This is a genomic window from Paenibacillus sp. JDR-2 (assembly GCF_000023585.1).
GTDB lineage: Bacteria > Bacillota > Bacilli > Paenibacillales > Paenibacillaceae > Pristimantibacillus.
The window spans coordinates 5,521,251-5,540,209 of the sequence record NC_012914.1; the positions used below are offsets into that span (position 1 = coordinate 5,521,251).

Consider the following 18,959-nt stretch of genomic DNA (forward strand, 5'->3'; position numbering starts at 1 on the left):
TCTTATTGTGCCATATTAAGCTTCGTCGTACAAATTCGCCGACAGGTAACGTTCGCCCGTGTCCGGGAGAAGCACCACGATCGTTTTGCCCTTGTTCTCCGGGCGTTTCGCCAGTTCAGATGCCGCGAATGCCGCAGCGCCGGAAGAGATGCCGACCAACAAGCCTTCGCTGCGGGCCAGCATACGGGAAGTCTTGTACGCGTCTTCGTTTTTGACCGTAACTATTTCGTCCACGACAGACGCGTTATAGTTGTCCGGCACAAACCCGGCGCCAATCCCTTGGATCAGGTGAGGGCCTCTTTCGCCGCCCGACAAGACCGCGGAACTGTAAGGCTCGACGGCAATAATTTTTACGGCAGGATTAAGCTCCTTCAAGCGTTCGCCTACGCCGGAGATCGTGCCGCCCGTACCTACGCCGGCAACAAAGATATCCACCTGACCGTCGGTATCGCGCCAGATTTCCTCTGCGGTTGTTGTTTTATGAATCTCAGGGTTCGCAGGGTTTGAGAATTGCATCGGTATGTAGGAACCCGGGATTTGAGCAGCGAGTTCATCGGCTTTGCGGATTGCTCCCGACATTCCTTCGGATGCCGGCGTAAGCACAAGCTCCGCGCCAAGCGCCTCCAGCAGCTTGCGGCGTTCGATACTGAACGACTCCGGCAAAATAATAATTAACCGGTAGCCCAAAGCCGCGGCTGCAAAAGCAAGCGCAATGCCGGTGTTGCCGCTTGTTGGCTCAATAATAACGGAGCCCGGAGCAAGCTTGCCTTTTTCCTCCGCATCCTTAATCATCGCAAAACCAATTCTGTCCTTTACGCTGCCAGCCGGATTGAAGTACTCCAGCTTCGCAATAACCTTCGCAAGCGACTCCTGACTCTTATTGTAATGAGTAAGCTCAAGCAATGGTGTATTGCCGATCAGCTCCGTCAAATTACTGTAAATGTTGGGCATTCATCATCGCACCTTTCTATATTGGATCACTTTTCATTATAGCATTTGCTCCGGAAGCCTGCTTATGCCATCTCTTCCTCTGCCGCTTCGCGCGCGCCTTTTTCCAAATTTACTTTCCACAACAAAACGATTCCGATGATGAAAAAGGCAATCAGAGACAAAATCGCTACCCGGCTCGAACCGGTAATTGTCCCTACTACCGAGAAGACAAACGGACCCGCAAAAGAGGAAAACTTGCTCGACAGCGCCAAGAAGCCAAAAAACTCGCCGGTTCGCGAAGGAGGCACCAGATTGGCATAGATCGAACGGGCCACCGCCTGGCTTCCGCCCTGGACAAGGCCAACCATGATGGCAAGCGCATAGAAATGAATGGCGCTGGTCATAAAGAAGCCAAGCCCGACGATGAGGACATAGATCAGCAAGGAATAATACAACATGCGCTTCGAGCCAAAGCGACCGGCCAGCCTGCCGAACAGGATGGTGCACGGCCACCCGACAAATTGCGTAATTAAAAGCGCGATAATCAGATCGCTTGTCTCAATGCCGATACCCGCTCCGTAAATCGTTGCCATGACAATAACCGTATTGATTCCATCGTTGAAAAACCAGAAAGAAGCCATATATTTCAGCAGCTCGGGATATCGCTTAATAACCGAGAAGGTTTTCCCGATCCGGACAAAACCAGCCCGAATGACTTCACCTTTGCCAAGATGGCCGGTTGGTTTCCTGGTTTCCTTTACCCAGCGAAGAATCGGTATGGAGAACAGGAGCCACCAAATCCCCACCGTAATAAAGACCATTTGGGTAGCGAATGTTTTGCTCGGGAAGCCCAGCTTATCCCAGCCTTCAATCATGATAACGTTAATAAGCAGCAGCAGGCCGCCTCCGGCATAACCGTAAGCATAGCCCTGCGAGCTTACGCGGTCCCTTAACTCCTGCGGCACGCCATCCGCCAGCATCGCGTCATAGAAGGTATTTCCTCCGGAGAAGCCTATAGATCCCAGCACCATCAAGCTTGAGGCCAGCAGCCAGTCTCCCTCCCCGGCAAACGCCATAAATACGCAAGACAAGACGCCAAGCAGCATAAATACGGACAAAAACCTCAGCTTGGAGCCCGTATAATCGGCAATGGCCCCAAGAATCGGCGACAACACGGCCACAAGCAGCATCGCAATGCTTTGGGTATAACCCCAGTAGGTCTCGGCCCGGTTGCCTATCAGATGGACGCCTGCGACATCGGAATAATAAACCGGCAGCACCGCTGCCATCATCGTAGTGGCAAAGGCGGAGTTTGCCCAGTCGTACATTTTCCAGCCACGCAATGCTCTATGATCCAGAACAAACGCCCCCAGTTTTAGGAATTGGCCATACTTCAGCAATAGTTCGACGGTCCCCCATTTATTCCTCTTAAAATGAATTTGCCATACAAAAAATTAACATAAACCGTTTGCGGTATTCATGCTTCGAATGCATCTTCTTAAGAATTCTTGAAGCTTGACCGCTTTTTTGCTGTAATCATCCATTTGCTTTATAATAAATAGTGATCATGTTCGAGGGGGAATTGAATTGAATATTAGCCAGCTTGAAACGCTCCTCACCATATCCAAGACGATGAGCTTCCGCAAAGCCGGCGAGCTGCTGAATTTGACACAGCCGGCCGTCTCTGCTCAAATCAAGACGCTGGAGGAAGAATTCAAGACAGTTCTCATCGATCGCAATCAGCCCGTTACCTTGACCGACCACGGAAAAGTTTTTCTGGAGCACGCGGAGAGAATACTTGCGGTTGTTGAAGAATTAAAGCAGAAGCTGTCCGATTTGAATGCGATACCTCAAGGCCATATCGTACTTGGAACTACCTCATCCATGGCCATTCAGATATTGCCCCGGGTATTATCTTACTTTCAGGACCAGTACCCGCTTATTAAAACGACGATCCACACGATGCCATCCTCGCAAGTTCTGGCCAGCGTAGAGAACGGCTCCGTCGATATGGGCATTACTTACATCTCGGAAAAAAATCCGAACATGGACTCATCCATTCTATATTACGATTCCTTTGTCCTCGTTGCTTCTCCCGCTCATCCATTAAGCCAAGTGGCACATACTACGATCGATATGATCAAGGACTACCCCTTTATCATGCTTGCGCCTGACACGTTGGGCCGCCGCTTCCTGGATCAAATCTTCAAGAAAAATAATATCCAGCCGAATATTATTATGGAGCTGTCGAGCAGTGAGGAAGTAAAGCGGATGGTCGAGATTAATCTTGGCATTGCCGTCGTATCCAAGCTGTCCATTGCCAATGAACTAAGGCTTGGCTCGCTCAAAATCATCAAAGTGACGGAGCTTGAACCCTATCATCCGGTAGCAGTCGTCTATAAATCCGGCAGATATTTAAATACGGCCATGCAGCAGTTTTTAAGCGACTTAAAAGGCATGCCTGAGCAATCATTTCTTGGCAGCGAGTAGACCATGCTTACGAATTATTTCGTTTTTAGGAGGAGCTCATTATGAAATTCGACTTGCATACCCATCACGAACGTTGCGGCCACGCCGACGGCATGATCGAGGATTACATTATTGCCGCACTTGATGCAGGCCTTGAGGTTATTGGTATTTCCGACCATTCGCCGTATTTCGGAAGCGAGCAGGACCAGCCTTTTCCCGGCATCGCTATGGCCCGAAGCGATTTCCGGAGCTATGTAGACGAGGTTCTTCGCCTTAAAGAGAAATATAAAGACCGTATTGAAGTGCTCCTTGGCATGGAATCGGATTTCTTCCCGCAGCATGCCGAAACCTACCAGGATGCCTACCGCAATATTCCTTTTGACTATTTGATTGGTTCGGTCCATCAGGTCAGCGGAGTGAGCATCTTTAACCGCAACCGTTGGAAAGGCTTGTCCGATGAGAAGCAGATCTCGGAAAAAGTCGCGTATTACGAGCTGATCCAGCAATCCGCCCGCAGCGGCATGTTTGACATACTAGGCCATATTGATGCGATGAAGGGCTATTACCCGGCCTTCTCCGACATTCCGGCTAATGAAGTGATTGATGATACGCTCCGTGTTATCGCCCAGTGCGACGTTGCCATTGAGATCAACACTTCCGGCGGTACTAAGGATGTTGGCGGCTGGTACCCTTCCGATGCGATTCTCGAGAGAGCGCTTCATTTTGGAGTGAATGTCACGTTTGGCTCTGACGCCCATAAACCAAGCCGTATAGGCGAGGACTTCGAGCTGGTGCGCAAGCGCTTGAAGGAAATCGGCTTCTCGAAGTGGGTATTCTACCGCAAACGCCAACAAATCATCGTTCCGTTGTAATAAAAGAAATCCCGGCTTTGCCTTCCTGGCAAAGCCTTTTTGTTGCGTACTTTTCAGGACAAAAAAAGTGGACCTGTGCGCTCACAGGTCCAAAATCGATATATTAAAAGGGGGTCTTGTTTATTATAATAGCCTAATAATATGTTTGTACCGTAACAGAACTATTTCAATTGTGTAACAAATTCAGGTAGGAGATGACATCTGATGTGGCTGGCAATCGCAGTCGGCAGCGCCGTGCTGTTTGGACTGGCAGGCTGGTGGATGAAGGTAAGCCAAATGCGCCGGGGACATGTCTCGGTCATGTTGTTTGGGCTATACGCCTCTGGAACAGCGGGCTTTGGGATTCATGCAGCCGTAGAAGGAACGATCCATCAATTAAGCGATTACCGGGTATGGCTGGCCGGAATCATTATCGGGGCAGGCTCTGCTCTTGGCAATGCTTTATTTATGAAAGCGCTGGACTATGGCCCCGCTGCCTTAACGTCCCCGCTTACTAACATGAATATTGTGCTTGTTATTGCACTCGGTACATTATATTACGGTGAGACGCTGCATTATACGGAAGCAACGGGGATCGCATTGCTGCTTGCTGCGGTTGTATTAATTTCGTATAAAAAGCAGGCAGTTCCCTCCTCCGTGCAATCGAAATGGTACCTGTACGTAACCGCTGCGATCTTGTTCTTTACCTTCCGCAATGCCGGATTAAAAGTAACCGAGGAGCTGGGACTATCCAGCGCCCCCATTTTATTTATCGGTTACGCGTTATCCCTGATCTGGTTCGCGTTTCCTCTTCGGAAAGCGACGGACCGTGCAGCATTCCAAGAAGGCTTAAAGCTGGGGCTGCTAGCCGGTGTATTCTCATACGGCGGACTCCAGCTATATGCCGTTTCATTAGCGACCGGCCCCTCCAATCTGGCTGCGCCAATCTTCGCGACGAATAGCCTTGTTGTCGCAGCAGGCTCCATTCTCGTCTACAAGGAAAAGCTGAGCCATGCCCAATGGGCCGCTTTTATATTGACGATCGCCGGACTTATTATTATCCGGATTTGACCATCCTGCCTAACAACGCAAAAAGCACCCCGGAGTCTGCCCGCGCAGAAACCTGAGGTGCTTTTCCTTATTTGACTTATTTAACTTATTTCAGTAATGCGTCGATCGAGATATCGCCGGCGCCTGTGAAGGCTACGCCAAGAAGAACAGCAATCAGAACCAAGTTGTACTCATAACCGTTTTGCGTAACCCAGAGGCCGTTAGCTCCATGAACTTTCGCAATCGCAACAATCATGGTAAGGATCAGCAATGCTGCCCCCACTTCAACCCAAAGTCCCGCTCCGAACAGTACACCGCCCAAAACCTCGGATAAGCCTGCACCGGCTGCCATTAAAACGCCAGGTTTCATTCCGATCGATTCCAGCCATCCGCCCGTACCTTTCAGACCATAACCGCCAAACCAGCCAAACAGCTTCTGCGTGCCGTGTCCAATCATCAATAAACCAATAATAACCCGTATAATCAATAACCCAGTATCCATCATAATAGTACCTCTCCCTTTATCTATTCTCTCGTTAGTTGAGCGGCCGCTCTCTTTGATGCACTTATCATAATGTATGTTACTTACTTTAGTCAAGTAAATAAATAAAAAATAGCAAATACCCGAATTTGGCTATACTAACGAACTTACTTTTCCTTAGAACATATGCTACAATATAGGTAGAAAAAGGGGTGATCGCGTTGGATTATTCAACTATGTGCCCAAAGTATGAAGCTGCGGCCGACATTCTAGGTAAGAAATGGACAGGGCTTATCATCCGGGTTATGCTTGGCGGACCTAAACGGTTCAAGGAAATTAAAGAGCAGATCCCCGAGATGAGCGACAAAATGTTAACGGATCGGATGAAGGAACTAGAGAGTCAGAGCATCGTGAAACGAACTGTCTATCCTGAAATGCCTGTTCGAATCGAATATGAGTTAACGCCGAAGGGCCGCGAGCTCCAGCCTGTAATCGAATCGATTCAAAACTGGGGCGAGCATTGGATGTAAAGCTGTCAAACAAAAAAGCTGTGCCGGACTAGGGATGTTACTATCCCTTCCGGCGCAGCTTTTTTGCATGAGTTGACTTTCATCGTTAACTCCATTACTATATTGATAATAGTTATCATTATCAAATACAAACAAAGAAAAAGCCCTCCGCTGCTGCGGAAGGCGTCCTTCTTAACCAAGCCATTTTTTGAACAATTGTTTCGTAGTATCGCGGTTGATTGCAGCGATCGAAGTCGTAAGCGGAATGCCTTTCGGGCACGAACGCACGCAGTTTTGCGAGTTGCCGCAACCTTCGATACCGCCGTCTTCCATCAGCGTCTCCAGACGTTCAGCCTTGTTCATCTCACCTGTAGGGTGAACGTTGAAGAGGCGGACCTGGGAGATCGCTTGCGGACCGATAAAGCTGTTACGGTCGTTTACGTTCGGGCAGGCTTCCATGCAAACGCCGCAAGTCATGCACTTGGACAGTTCGTAAGCCCATTGGCGCTTCTCTTCCGCCAGACGCGGGCCTGGGCCCAGATCATACGTACCGTCGATCGGAATCCATGCTTTAACCCGTTTCAGCGCGTTGAACATGCGCTCGCGGTTAATAACAAGGTCACGCACGACAGGGAATGTGCGCATCGGCTCAAGACGAATCGGCTGCTCCAGCTTATCGATCAGCGCGCTGCACGCCTGACGAGGCTTGCCGTTGATGACCATCGAGCAGGCGCCGCACACTTCCTCAAGGCAGTTGGATTCCCAGCATACCGGAGCCGTGTTTCCGCCATCCGATTTTTTCGGATTACGCTGAATTTCCATCAGGCCGCTGATGACGTTCATGTTGGCGCGGTAAGGAATCTCAAACTCTTCGGTATAAGGTGCGGAGTCCGGACCGTCTTGACGGGTAATAACGAATTTTACGGTTTTCGTTGCTGTCGTTTGAGCCATTGTTATTCTCCTTTCTTCTTGTTGGCTGTATAGTCGCGTTTACGCGGTTTAATGAGGGAAGTATCAACATCCTCATACGAGATTTGCGGACCTTCAGGCGTCCAGGTTGCTTTTGTTGTTTTGAGGAAGTCCTCGTCATTACGGTCCGGGAAGTCCGGCTTGTAATGCGCGCCGCGGCTTTCGTCACGGAGCAAAGCACCCAGAGTCATCGCTTCGGACAGCTCAAGCATGTTCCACAGCTGACGCGTGAACGCTACGCTGGAGTTGTTCCATTTGAGCGAATCGTTGATATTAATGTTTTGGTAACGTTGCTTCAGCTCTTTGATCTTGTCAATCGTTTGCTGCAGCTTGTCATTGAAGCGTACAACCGTCATGTTGTTTGTCATCCACTCGCCAAGCTCTTTGTGGATTACATAAGCATTCTCGGTACCGTTCATGCCGAGGATCCTGTTGTACTTGTCTTCTTGGCGTTTCTTCTCGCGGTCGAATACCGAAGAGGAAATGTCTTCGGACGATTTCTTAAGGCCTTTGATGTATTCAACGGCTTTAGGACCGGCAACCATACCGCCAAAGATAGCGGACAGAAGCGAGTTCGCGCCCAGACGGTTCGCGCCGTGGTATTGGTAATCGCATTCGCCTGCTGCGAACAAACCAGGGATGTTCGTCATTTGGTTGTAGTCAACCCACATGCCGCCCATCGAGTAGTGAACCGCAGGGAAGATTTTCATTGGAATTTTACGCGGGTCGTCGCCCATGAACTTCTCGTAAATCTCGATGATACCGCCAAGCTTAACGTCAAGCTCCTTCGGATCTTTATGCGACAGGTCAAGATAAACCATGTTCTCGCCGTTGATGCCAAGCTTGTCGTCAACGCAGACGCTGAAGATCTCGCGAGTAGCGATATCGCGCGGAACCAGGTTGCCGTAAGCCGGATATTTCTCTTCAAGGAAGTACCAAGGCTTACCGTCTTTGTACGTCCAGATTCGGCCGCCTTCGCCGCGAGCCGATTCGGACATCAGGCGCAGCTTGTCGTCGCCAGGAATAGCCGTTGGATGGATTTGGATAAATTCGCCGTTTGCGTAATGAACGCCTTGCTGGTATACGGCAGATGCCGCAGTACCTGTATTGATAACGGAGTTCGTTGTTTTACCGAAGATGATACCAGGACCGCCGGATGCGAGAATAACGGCGTCGCCGACGAAAGTATGTACTTCCATCGTACGCAGGCTTTGTGCGGAAACACCGCGGCAGATGCCTTCGTCATCCAGTACGGAGCCAAGGAATTCCCAATGCTCGTATTTCGTTACGAGACCGGCTGCTTCCCAGCGGCGAACTTGCTCGTCCAATGCGTACAGCAGCTGTTGGCCGGTTGTTGCGCCCGCGAATGCCGTACGGTGATATTGCGTACCGCCGAAACGACGGAAGTCAAGCAGACCCTCAGGCGTACGGCTGAACATAACGCCCATGCGGTCCATCAAGTGGATAATGCCAGGTGCAGCTTCGCACATTGCTTTTACCGGAGGCTGATTCGCGAGGAAGTCGCCGCCATATACGGTATCGTCAAAATGCTCCCATGGGGAGTCGCCTTCACCTTTTGTATTTACAGCGCCGTTAATGCCGCCTTGCGCGCAAACGGAATGGGAACGTTTCACCGGCACGAGGGAGAACAGATCCACATGCACGCCCGCTTCCGCCGCTTTAACGGTTGCCATAAGGCCGGCAAGACCGCCGCCAACGACGATAATTTTATTTTTAGCCATAACGTTTCGCTCCTTGTCTAAATACTACTAACCGATATTGGTCAATGCCAATGCGGCACTTGCTGTTTCCTTGAACTCGTCACCCATAAATGCTACCAGGGACAGGATGAACAGCGCAGCTACAAGCACAAAGATAACCATGCAGATATTCGCCGAAACCCGTTGGGCTTTCGGAGATACCGTAATACCCCAGCTGATCAGGAATGCCCAGAGGCCATTGCTGAAGTGGAATACCGCAGCGAGAATACCGATGAGGTACAGAATGAACAAAGCAGGGCTTGTTGCAATGTTATGCATTGTCGAACCAAGCTCTTCATGCGTTACATTGCCAAGCGCTACCTGCACGCGAGTCTCGAACACGTGCCAGATAATAAAGATAAACGTGATTACCCCCGTGATACGCTGCAACGTAAACGCCCAGTTACGCTCATATTTGAAACGTCCCGAGTTGAGGTTCGATTGATAAGCCATATACAAACCGTAAACACCGTGGAACAAAATCGGCAGGTAGATGCCGAAGATCTCAAGCAGTGTTACGATAGGCAGGCCGTTAATAAAATTAACCGCTCTAGTGAAGCCTTCAGGCCCACGCTCATACGCCTGAAAATTGGCCAGGGCATGCACGATGATAAATCCACCCAGCGGAATCACCCCAAGCAGAGAGTGAAGCTTGCGCCAGTAGTACGAATTTCCTTTCATTAATACTTCTCCTTTCCAGACTGTGGTCGCTCCATGACATTTTTTACTGTTGACAAACCATTCTACATTGTACCCCCGGCTTTAAAGTCCGTCAACAAAAGTCGACACCATTTGCGAAAGTTTCATTTCTCGACTTTTATTGCATGGGGTCCCCGCAAAGTATTAGGATTAAACTTCGGAGCTTAAAAATTGTGAACGTTCCGTGTATGCCACTCTTTTAATCCTACTCCTTTTGAGCTTATAATGGAATTGCATATTTATTATAATTTATTATAACCAATTCACATAAGCGATCGAGGAGACCAAAAATGATCGAAGAATTTCATATGTTTGCTGCTATTGTGGAGCATTCCAGCATGAATAAAGCAGCTGCCTTGCTTAATTTGTCCCAACCGGCCTTATCCCGCAAAATAGCAAAGCTTGAAGAAGAAATAGGCGCCAAACTGTTCGAACGCGTCGGCAAGCGGCTTGAGTTGACCCGCGTCGGACAATTGACTTACGAGTACGCCGTCAATCTGCGCAAGCTGCACCGCCGCTATATGGACTCCGTTGCTGAATTTACCGCCGCGGGACGAACCTCCATTACGATAGGGGCTAGCTTAACGACGCTTCAAACCACATTACCCGATTTCATCAAGACGCTAAACGCCAGTCATCCGGAATTCGATATCAAGGCCGTAACCGGCAAAACCCACGAGATTGTCACGCTTGTCCGTGACAATAAAGCGGATATTGCCATCGTCGCCTCCATGATTGAAGACTCCCAGCTTCATTGCGTGCCGCTGTTTGACGATCATCTGCTCCTCGTTATCCCGACCAGCGTAACCGTTACGCACGAGGAGCCTCTTTCAATAGAAGATTTAAACGGACTGCCGATGATCTTGTTCTCCAAAGGAACGTGGTACCGTAAGCTGACCGACGAAGTATTCGCCAAATACCAACTTCAGCCGGATGTCCGGATGGAGATCGACTCCTTCGAGGCTATCGTCCGTCTCCTTCATACCTGCCGCGCGGCAACCTTGCTCCCGCATTCCTATATGCGCAAACAATTATTAGCCGACAACGAGCTTGTCGTTGTCCCAATCCGTGAGCTGGAAGAGACCAAGCGAACAACTTGTCTTATCCACAACGATCCTTCCGATCTACATCCGGCGGTTCGGCGTTGGATTTCAGAGTTGGGTCAGTAGGGGTCGCTCTGTGTCTTTCGCTCTTGTGTCTTTCGCTCTTCTCGCTCCCGCAAGGGAGGACAGTGGTAGCGCTTTTTAGCGCTTCACTGTCCTTTATCATTCCCTCGCAGGGGGAATGGATGGGTGCGGCGCGATGCGGGAAAGGGGTATCTCTGGAGGAGCGCAGCGTTCGCCTTTGTCACTTCCTTTGCTACCCCTATGTAAACCCAATTCAAAGCAAAGGAATGACAACAGCGGCCGGAAGAGATACCCCGTCCCGCCGAGCCATCCCGCCCCATCCATTCCCCACCTCAGCAGCGAACAAACAAAAGGACAATGAACGCTAACCGCGCCCACTGTCCTTATCATCACCTGATTATGGTTTCTTCAAACTGTTCAATCTGGTCGTTTGTTCCGATCACGACCATAACGTCCTTTTCCGTCACCACATCTGTCGCCGTAGGAGCAATAATTATACCGGAAGGCTTGTTAATGGCTACGATGCTGCATCCGAATCGGGCACGCAAATTCATATCTTGAAGCGACTTGCCGTTCAGGCATTTGGGTACCGAAAGCTCGGCAATGGTATACTCCTTCGACAGTTCGATATAATCAAGCAGATTCGGGGAGACAAGCTGATGGGCAACCCGAATGCCCATATCCCGTTCCGGATAGATGACGCGGTCGACGCCAATTTTCTCCAGCACACGACCATGCAGCTCGCTCATTGCTTTCGCTACAACCCGCTTCACGCCCAAGTCCTTCAATAATATAGTCGTCAGTATGCTGGCCTGAATGTCATCGCCAATCGCCACGACTCCGCAGTCAAAATTACGAACGCCTAGTGATCGCAGCGTCTCTTCGTCCGTGCAATCCGCCGATACCGTATAGGTCAGCACATTGCTCATCTCCTGAACGGCTTCCTCATCCCGGTCGATCCCCAGCACCTCATAGCCCAGCTTAATGAGCTCTCTACCAAGACTAGAGCCAAACCGCCCCAAACCTACGATCACAAATTGATTGTTCTTCATTCTTGCTCCCTATTCCCCTATCCAATCGTAATTTTGCCTTCCGGATACCGGTACAGCTCTCTCTCTGTTTTTGGTCCAAGCGCGTAAGCAAGCGTCAGAGGACCAAGCCGGCCGGCGAACATCGTTAATGCAATGACCATTTTCCCAAAAAACGTCAACTCAGGCGTAATACCAATCGTGAGGCCAACGGTGCCAAACGCCGACGTTGTTTCGAATAAAATCTTCAGAAACTGCTGGTCTTCCGTAGTGGAGAGCAGCATCGTTACAAATATCACCAGCGTGAGCGACAGCATCGTAATCGTCAGCGCCTTGAAGATCCGGTCCTTCCCAAGCCTGTAATGGAAAAGAACGATATCGTCCCGCCCGCGGATCATCGCGATAACCGCCCCGACCATCGTGGTAAAGGTTGTTGTCTTGATTCCCCCGCCGGTCGAGCCTGGCGAAGCGCCGATAAACATCAGAATAACGGTAAAGAATACGGTCGCCTGCCGAAGCTGGGTATAATCCAGCGTATTGGCCCCTGCCGTTCTTGGCGTAACGGACTGGAAGAAGGCAGCCAGGATCTTTTCGCCCCAATGGAGGGATCCAAGCGTATTGCTGTTCGAAAACTCGAAAATAAAGATAACAAGGGCGCCAGCGGCAATCAGAATGCCTGTCGTCGATAAAACAACCTTACTGTGTAGCGAGAGCCGTTTGTTTTTCCGGAAATCCAGCAAATCGGCCATAACAACAAAGCCTAATCCGCCAAAAATAATTAGCAGCATTGACACGATATTAACAAGCGGGTCGCCTACATACATCGTTAAGCTGCGGAAATGGCCGAAGATATCAAAGCCCGCGTTATTAAAGAAGGATATCGAATGAAAGAGTCCAAACCATGCCGCTCTGCCAAACGGCATATCGAAGGCAAATCGAATGGCAAACAAAGCAGCGCCAACCAGCTCAATCGTTAAAGAGTAAAAGATAACCCTGCGGATTAATCGGACGATGCCCTCCATACTCGTCTGGTTCATCGCTTCCTGCAGAATCAGCCTCTCCTTAAGCGAGATCCTCTTGCGCAGCACAAGAGCAATCAGCGTTGACATGGTCATAAAGCCTAATCCGCCAATTTGAATCAGCGAGAGGATGACGATTTTGCCAAAGGTAGAGAAGTATGTACCCGTATCGACAACAACAAGGCCGGTCACGCAGGTTGCCGAGGTTGCCGTAAACAACGCATCAATAAAGGGCAGTCGCGAGCCGTCGCTTGAGGCGATGGGCATCGACAGCAGCACGGCCCCAATGACGATAATCATCGCAAACCCAAAGACAAGTATTCTTGGAGGCGACCATCTCAGAATATTGAAATATTTAGCCATTCTTCTCTCCTTTATAGGGGCCATTCAACATTTAGGCATAAAAAAAAGCACGGGAACTCCCATGCAAATGAGTCCTGTTCCACACAGCCTGCGAGGTTAGCTGACGGATTCGGGCCTGGAAAGGCAGCCCTATTCAAGCGGAATGCTCGAAATTCACCCCATGCTGGCGGATTGCTCCGGACAGCGGTTTGGTTCCCCCGTTTTCAAAAAAGAAATTCGGCTGATACGATTCGATTAATATGACGTAAACGATTATACGCCCAAACGACGGAAACGATCAAAATGAGCCTAAGCGATAATTAAGCTGAATTCGTTCAAAAACAGGCAATGTTATAAAGCAAATGGTCACTTGCTGGCTGCAAGTCCTTATTTCACCGCTTTCCGTTGGCATACTCTACTTTCGCCTGCATTGGATAAATCAGGTTAATAATGGTATTGTTACTGTAGCGAAGCATCGTCTGAATTCGAAATGGAGGTTTTGTATGATCCCTTCCATCGCTCCTCATGATTGGAAAAGGTTTCTCTGGGCTGCTGTTGCAGGCGCAATTATTTTCATCTTTACCCAGTTCGGCCCTGCAGCCGGGGACCAGCTGTTCTCAAGCTCAACACCTAAAGTGATTGCAAAAAGCGAAGCCGAGTCGACCGCGAAGAAGTTCGTCCAGGAACAATTCGGCAAAACAACCGTAGCCGCCCATACGATTTACCAGACCGACAGTCTGGCAAACGGTTATTTCTCTAAGGAAGAGCTGTTAGGAAAGTTCGAAGATAAATATGACGCCAAGTTTCCAACCGATACGTTCCAGGTCAATTTGGATCTGGAAGACGGTACAAAAGCTTATGTCTACGTCCATATGACAAACGGCAGTATTACAGGCTGGCATTGGCTTGGCGGTCAATCTGCCGGAAATGCTCAGGTTCAAACGTCAGCGAAGGCTTTTGCCGAAACAAAAGGGTTCCGGTCTGAAGAATTGGACAGCTTGTACATGAATGACCAAGGAGACGCTATTCTTCATCCAACCGGTTATACGCTTGGAGACGCTTCTCTTGAGCTTACTATCGGCGTCGGCCTTATTGATGATAAAGCTGTGATCACCAGGTACAAGCCAGCCTTCCAAGCTCCGGCAGATTACGTCTCTTATGTGGAAGGCCAGAAAAAAACGGGCAGCGCGCTGTCTGTTGTGAGTCTGGCGTACATGTGCTTCATCTCCCTTGTCTTATCGCTTATTTACGCGATTCTGTACAGGGGACACACGACCTTTAAACGCGGGATATTTATCAGCCTGGTGTTTATCGTGTTCTACATTTATAACAATCTCAATGTTCTCGACGGTATCATGGCAACCTTTGGCGAGCAGAGCCGTTCGGATGCCGAAATGAAAGCTACTGTTCTGATTACCGTTGTGCTGCTGATTCCGGTTGGGCTCGCCGTTTACTTCGCCCTTGTCGCCGGTGACGGAATGTGGCGCTCGCAAAAACGCCCCTTATGGCCGGGATTCCGCGAGCGCGGCTATGGCGATCATGTATGGCGCAGCGTTGGCCTCTCCTATCTCTTTGCAGCAATTATCCTTGGCGCGCAAGCGGTCATTATGGTCGCCATGAAGTTTCTTGCAGGCTCCTGGGCAACCAGCGATGCTACGCAATCTCCGTACAATACGGATATGCTGTGGCTTATGCCGATGATGGCCTGGTGCGCTGCAATCTCCGAAGAGGCCATATTCCGGTTGTTCGGCATTGCTCTATTCAAGAAATGGTTCAAGAATACGTTTATCGCTACGCTTATTCCAACGATCATGTGGGCGCTTGGTCATGTCGGTTATCCGATCTTCCCATTCTATACGCGTATCGTAGAGCTAGTTATTCTGGGAACGGTATTTTGTCTTATTTTCCTCCGCTATGGCTTTATTACAGCCGTGTTCACCCACGCGATCCTGGACAGCCTCATTATGAGCTTCGAGCTGGTCAGCGTTGGAGGAGGCGTTAATATTACCGCAGCCCTTATCTATTCTATTCTGCCTGTTATTGTCGCTTGGGTCATCAAATCCTGGCATAAACGGCGCACTATAGTACGGGCCTGAAAGGGCTCTTCATAAAAAAGGAATGTATCTCTTAGAAGATACATTCCTTTTTTTCGTACTAACGGCACCCCAAACAGCCCATTTAATAGAAACGGTCATTTTGTCCAAGAGAAATCCTGTCCACCTTAATATAATCTATTAAACCAACATATGGGGTGTGATAGGATTGATTGCAAGAATCAGCGGCTATGACCGCAAACAGAGCTCATGCAACAAAAGCTATGAGAAACAATCGTCATGCAAAAAGTCAAGCGGCCATCACAAATCGTCCGGGAAAAAGAACAAATCAGGCGGCAAGAAAAACGAATGCCGTGAACACAAGTCATCGTGCAAAAAATCGTACGGTTATTCACACAAATCAAATGGCAGCAAATGCGAGAACAAATCTTCGGGCTGCAGCGACAATTCGGCAATTCCTTACCACAAAGAAGAAGGCGGAAAAACCAATGCTGGATATGCTTACGGCATCCTTAGCAAGCTGTCGCTCGGACAAGTTATTCATCGCATAACGCTCGATAACGGCAAAGATCTGGACAAAGCGAAATGGGCAGGTTTTCAGAACGGGAATGCTACATTCTCGGCTGGCAGTTACAAAACAACCTACATCGTCTATGTACCGCTGAACAAAATTACAAGCATCGCCCTGTAAGAATTGGACAAGGGACCATTTCGCTTTTTTATCCACTCTCGTACAGGAACAAATCTATCATTCATCATATAATCTAGTACTACGTTTAAGAGGAGTGATAGATTTGCCTAACAAAAACAAGAACAACAATAATGACAAGCAACAAAAACAAAACTCCGATGCAGCCAACAAAAGCGTTGGCAACCGTACAGCTGGTAATAACCAAGGCCCCGGCGGCGGCAACCGTACGGCTGGTAATAACCAAGGCCCCGGCGGCGGCAACCGTACGGCTGGCAACCAAAGCCCCGGCGGCGGCAACCGTACGGCTGGCAACCAAAATCCTGGCGGCGGCAACCGTACGGCTGGCAACCAAAGCCCCGGCGGCCGTGGTCCCGGCGGCGGACGCAGCGCCGGCGCGGCAACTGAATCCGAAGCAGAAAACAAATCGGGCAAAAAGGGTAAGGACGAAGGCAAAGGCAAGGGTAAAGATAAAAGCAAAGGCAAAGGTTAGTAAATAAATTAAAAAAGAAACGGAATGAGGTTATCATTCCGTTTCTTTATCTTTTACCTCTTCATTTAACGCAGCTAAAATTTGCGAAGCCAGCTTCTCGCCAATCGATAGAGGCTTGAAGTCCTCGATGGAGGCTTCCTTAATCTTCTTGATCGAACCAAAATGCTTAAGCAGCAGCTTGCGGCGCTTCTCTCCGATTCCCGGAATCGCATCCAGTTGGGAAGCGATCATTGATTTGCCGCGTTGTTCGCGGTGGAAGGAGATCGCAAACCTGTGGACTTCATCCTGAATCCGCTGCAGCAGATAAAATTCCTGGCTGTCGCGCGGCAGCGGCACAACTTCCGGCGGATCACCGGTCATCAATTGAGCCGTCTTATGCTTCGCATCCTTCACAAGTCCGCATACCGGGATATACAGCCCCAGCTCATTTTGCAGGATGTCAAGAGCCGCGGAGATTTGTCCCTTGCCACCGTCGACTACGATTAAATCCGGAGGAGTCTGCTGCTCCTTCAGCATTCTTTCGTAACGGCGCCGAATAACCTCACGCATCGTCTCATAATCATCCGCTCCAACCACGGTCTTCACCTTGTACTTGCGGTACTCTTTTCTGTCCGGCTTGCCATCGGTAAAGACAACCATGGCCGAGACCGGGTTTGTACCTTGGATATTCGAGTTGTCAAATGCCTCGATACGCCGGACTTCAGGCAGTCCAAGCCACTCGGCTAGTCCTTCCGAAGCGCGGACGCTTCGCTCTTCATCTCGCTCGATCAGCCGGAATTTATCAGCTAGAGCAATCTTCGCATTATCGATGGCCATGGAGACGGCTTCGCTCTTCCGTCCGCGCTGCGGCATCAGCACCTTCACCTTCAGCCAGTTATGCAGCATTGTTGCAAACTCATCTGAGGCCGTGGACGATTCCGCCGTACCTTCTTCCTCTTCGGCAGGGAGCGGCAGCAAAATCTGCTTCGGCAATGCCGGATTATCGCTGTAATACTGGGTAACGAACGTCATAAAATCATCATACTCTTCCCCATAATACGGGAAAGTTGTGCCGCGCCGTTCAATCATTTTACCCTGGCGCATGTACAGAATCTGCACGCACATCCAGCCCTTCTCTACCGCATAACCAAAGATGTCGCGGTCGAGTGCGTCATTCATCGTAATCTTCTGCTTCTCGATAACCGCATCAATGCTGATGATCTGATCGCGGTATTCCTTGGCACGCTCGAAATTAAGCTCTTCGGCCGCTGCCTCCATTTTACGATGAATTTCGGCTTTTACGGCATCATGACCGCCGTTAAGGAATTTGGTAATTTCCTGAATCATCGCATCGTATTGGCCCTGCTCAACATCATACTCGCAAGGCGCGATACATTGGCCGATATGATAATACAAGCAGACTTTATCAGGCAGCGTTCCGCATTTTCGCAGCGGATAAAGCCGGTCCAGCAGCTTCTTGGTCTGTTGAGCCGCAAACGCATTCGGATACGGTCCGAAATATTTGCCTTTATCCTTGACGACACGCCGCGTAACCTCAAGACGCGGATGCTTTTCGTTCGTAATCTTAATATATGGAAAAGTTTTGTCGTCCTTCAGCAGGACGTTGTATCTTGGATGATATTGCTTGATCAGATTGCATTCGAGAATGAGTGCTTCCATATTGCTCGAGGTAATAATATAGTCAAAGTCGCGGATTTCCGATACGAGCCGCTGCGTTTTCCCGTTGTGGCTGCCGTTAAAGTAGGAGCGAACGCGGTTTTTCAACACCTTCGCTTTGCCTACATATATAATAGTGCCTTCCCCGTTCTTCATTAAATAACAGCCGGGCTGGTCTGGAAGCAGCGCTAATTTGTTGCGGATTAGCTCTTCGGCTTCTGCCCTGCTCGCGGCTGTATTCTGTTGTTGCTGATCCATATTGTCCCTCCTAAAAAGAATTACCATACTAATAGCCGATCCTCGGCAATTGTGGTAATTCTTACTTCGTAAGCATAAGCTTAGAATTACCATACTAATAGCCGATCCTTGGCAATTGTGGTAATTCTTACTTCGTAAGCATAAGCTTAGAATTACCATACTAATAGCCGATCCTTGGCAATTGTGGTAATTCTTACTTCGTAAGCATAAGCTTAGAATTACCATACTAATAGCCGATCCTCGGCAATTGTGGTAATTCTTACTTCGAAAACATCGGCTTATCGCTGTTTATCTATTTCTTTATATTAGCATATCGAACGCATGTTTCGCTTTATATTTGTCAATGAATTGCTTTACAATTATTCGTAAAGTTGGGTATACTATTATAAGCTTGAATGGTCTTCAAGGGAGGCGTAATCCACTAATGGAAAATGTACGTGATCCGCGCGAACATGTGAACGAAGAACCGCGCCACGACTTGATGGACGTTATGACAGGCTTTGGCGGAATGCTCGGCTTTATGACCGTCATTTTCGCTGCAGCTGTCATCATCAAATTCGTCATTTCGTAACCACA

General features: G+C 49.3%; 18 protein-coding genes and 1 riboswitch. Of the genes, 9 read left to right on the top strand and 9 right to left on the bottom strand.

Going from position 1 to position 18,959, the window contains the following annotated elements:
- Nucleotides 1-15: 15 nt before the first annotated feature.
- The gene (gene cysK / locus PJDR2_RS24145; protein ID WP_015846351.1) at nucleotides 16-951 is read right to left on the bottom strand and encodes a cysteine synthase A; all 936 of its coding nucleotides are present in this window, start codon (nucleotides 949-951) and stop codon (nucleotides 16-18) included.
- A 62-nt stretch (nucleotides 952-1,013) separates the two neighbouring features.
- The gene (locus PJDR2_RS24150) at nucleotides 1,014-2,330 is read right to left on the bottom strand and encodes an MFS transporter (RefSeq protein WP_015846352.1); all 1,317 of its coding nucleotides are present in this window, start codon (nucleotides 2,328-2,330) and stop codon (nucleotides 1,014-1,016) included.
- 187 nt (nucleotides 2,331-2,517) lie between these two features.
- Here PJDR2_RS24150 and PJDR2_RS24155 point away from each other — a divergent pair, with 187 nt between their 5' ends.
- The 3 genes from PJDR2_RS24155 (at nucleotide 2,518) to PJDR2_RS24165 (ending at nucleotide 5,321) form a co-directional block, all read left to right on the top strand.
- Entirely contained in the window at nucleotides 2,518-3,420 is a 903-nt protein-coding gene (locus PJDR2_RS24155; RefSeq protein WP_015846353.1) for a LysR family transcriptional regulator, read from the top strand.
- A 41-nt stretch (nucleotides 3,421-3,461) separates the two neighbouring features.
- On the top strand, nucleotides 3,462-4,271 hold the full coding sequence (locus tag PJDR2_RS24160; protein ID WP_015846354.1) for a histidinol-phosphatase: 810 nt from the start codon (nucleotides 3,462-3,464) through the stop codon (nucleotides 4,269-4,271).
- A 204-nt stretch (nucleotides 4,272-4,475) separates the two neighbouring features.
- Nucleotides 4,476-5,321 (top strand): DMT family transporter, encoded by an 846-nt coding sequence (locus tag PJDR2_RS24165; RefSeq protein ID WP_015846355.1) that lies wholly within the window; start codon nucleotides 4,476-4,478, stop codon nucleotides 5,319-5,321.
- An 85-nt stretch (nucleotides 5,322-5,406) separates the two neighbouring features.
- Here the strand turns inward: PJDR2_RS24165 and PJDR2_RS24170 are convergent, their stop codons facing one another.
- Nucleotides 5,407-5,805, bottom strand: coding sequence for a DoxX family protein (locus tag PJDR2_RS24170; protein WP_015846356.1), 399 nt, complete (start codon nucleotides 5,803-5,805; stop codon nucleotides 5,407-5,409).
- Between the two features lie 197 nt (nucleotides 5,806-6,002).
- On the opposite strand from PJDR2_RS24170, the gene PJDR2_RS24175 reads away from it, so the two are divergent.
- A complete protein-coding gene (locus PJDR2_RS24175) occupies nucleotides 6,003-6,311 on the top strand; it encodes a winged helix-turn-helix transcriptional regulator (protein WP_041613603.1) in 309 nt (102 codons plus the stop codon).
- Between the two features lie 171 nt (nucleotides 6,312-6,482).
- Here PJDR2_RS24175 and sdhB read toward each other — a convergent pair whose 3' ends face one another.
- From sdhB to PJDR2_RS24190, 3 genes are read right to left on the bottom strand one after another with little or no spacing between them, the layout of a single operon-like run.
- Nucleotides 6,483-7,241, bottom strand: a complete 759-nt coding sequence (gene sdhB, locus PJDR2_RS24180) for a succinate dehydrogenase iron-sulfur subunit (protein ID WP_015846358.1) — start codon at nucleotides 7,239-7,241, stop codon at nucleotides 6,483-6,485.
- Nucleotides 7,242-7,243: 2 nt separating this feature from the next.
- A complete protein-coding gene (sdhA, locus tag PJDR2_RS24185) occupies nucleotides 7,244-9,001 on the bottom strand; it encodes a succinate dehydrogenase flavoprotein subunit (protein WP_015846359.1) in 1,758 nt (585 codons plus the stop codon).
- A gap of 27 nt (nucleotides 9,002-9,028) precedes the next feature.
- On the bottom strand, nucleotides 9,029-9,700 hold the full coding sequence (locus PJDR2_RS24190; RefSeq protein WP_015846360.1) for a succinate dehydrogenase cytochrome b558 subunit: 672 nt from the start codon (nucleotides 9,698-9,700) through the stop codon (nucleotides 9,029-9,031).
- Nucleotides 9,701-10,008: 308 nt separating this feature from the next.
- Here PJDR2_RS24190 and PJDR2_RS24195 point away from each other — a divergent pair, with 308 nt between their 5' ends.
- Nucleotides 10,009-10,887, top strand: a complete 879-nt coding sequence (locus PJDR2_RS24195) for a LysR family transcriptional regulator (protein ID WP_015846361.1) — start codon at nucleotides 10,009-10,011, stop codon at nucleotides 10,885-10,887.
- A gap of 347 nt (nucleotides 10,888-11,234) precedes the next feature.
- Here the strand turns inward: PJDR2_RS24195 and PJDR2_RS24200 are convergent, their stop codons facing one another.
- Together PJDR2_RS24200 and PJDR2_RS24205 are read right to left on the bottom strand one after the other, a co-directional pair.
- Entirely contained in the window at nucleotides 11,235-11,897 is a 663-nt protein-coding gene (locus PJDR2_RS24200) for a potassium channel family protein (protein ID WP_015846363.1), read from the bottom strand.
- A gap of 17 nt (nucleotides 11,898-11,914) precedes the next feature.
- Nucleotides 11,915-13,255 (bottom strand): TrkH family potassium uptake protein, encoded by a 1,341-nt coding sequence (locus PJDR2_RS24205; RefSeq protein ID WP_015846364.1) that lies wholly within the window; start codon nucleotides 13,253-13,255, stop codon nucleotides 11,915-11,917.
- Between the two features lie 70 nt (nucleotides 13,256-13,325).
- Nucleotides 13,326-13,487: riboswitch (cyclic di-AMP (ydaO/yuaA leader) on the bottom strand.
- Between the two features lie 250 nt (nucleotides 13,488-13,737).
- On the opposite strand from PJDR2_RS24205, the gene PJDR2_RS24210 reads away from it, so the two are divergent.
- From PJDR2_RS24210 to PJDR2_RS32115, 3 genes are all read left to right on the top strand, one after another.
- Entirely contained in the window at nucleotides 13,738-15,330 is a 1,593-nt protein-coding gene (locus PJDR2_RS24210) for a CPBP family intramembrane glutamic endopeptidase (protein WP_015846365.1), read from the top strand.
- Nucleotides 15,331-15,496: 166 nt separating this feature from the next.
- Nucleotides 15,497-15,979 (top strand): hypothetical protein, encoded by a 483-nt coding sequence (locus PJDR2_RS24215; RefSeq protein ID WP_041613604.1) that lies wholly within the window; start codon nucleotides 15,497-15,499, stop codon nucleotides 15,977-15,979.
- A 103-nt stretch (nucleotides 15,980-16,082) separates the two neighbouring features.
- On the top strand, nucleotides 16,083-16,469 hold the full coding sequence (locus PJDR2_RS32115; protein WP_015846367.1) for a hypothetical protein: 387 nt from the start codon (nucleotides 16,083-16,085) through the stop codon (nucleotides 16,467-16,469).
- A 33-nt stretch (nucleotides 16,470-16,502) separates the two neighbouring features.
- On the opposite strand, the gene uvrC is transcribed toward PJDR2_RS32115, so the two are convergent.
- Nucleotides 16,503-18,383 carry an excinuclease ABC subunit UvrC gene (gene uvrC / locus PJDR2_RS24225; protein WP_015846368.1) on the bottom strand — a complete coding sequence of 627 codons (1,881 nt, stop codon included), beginning with the start codon at nucleotides 18,381-18,383 and terminating at the stop codon, nucleotides 16,503-16,505.
- 424 nt (nucleotides 18,384-18,807) lie between these two features.
- Between uvrC and PJDR2_RS32775 the strand changes: the two genes are divergently transcribed.
- Nucleotides 18,808-18,954, top strand: a complete 147-nt coding sequence (locus tag PJDR2_RS32775) for a hypothetical protein (protein WP_015846369.1) — start codon at nucleotides 18,808-18,810, stop codon at nucleotides 18,952-18,954.
- The last annotated feature ends 5 nt before the right edge of the window (nucleotides 18,955-18,959 follow it).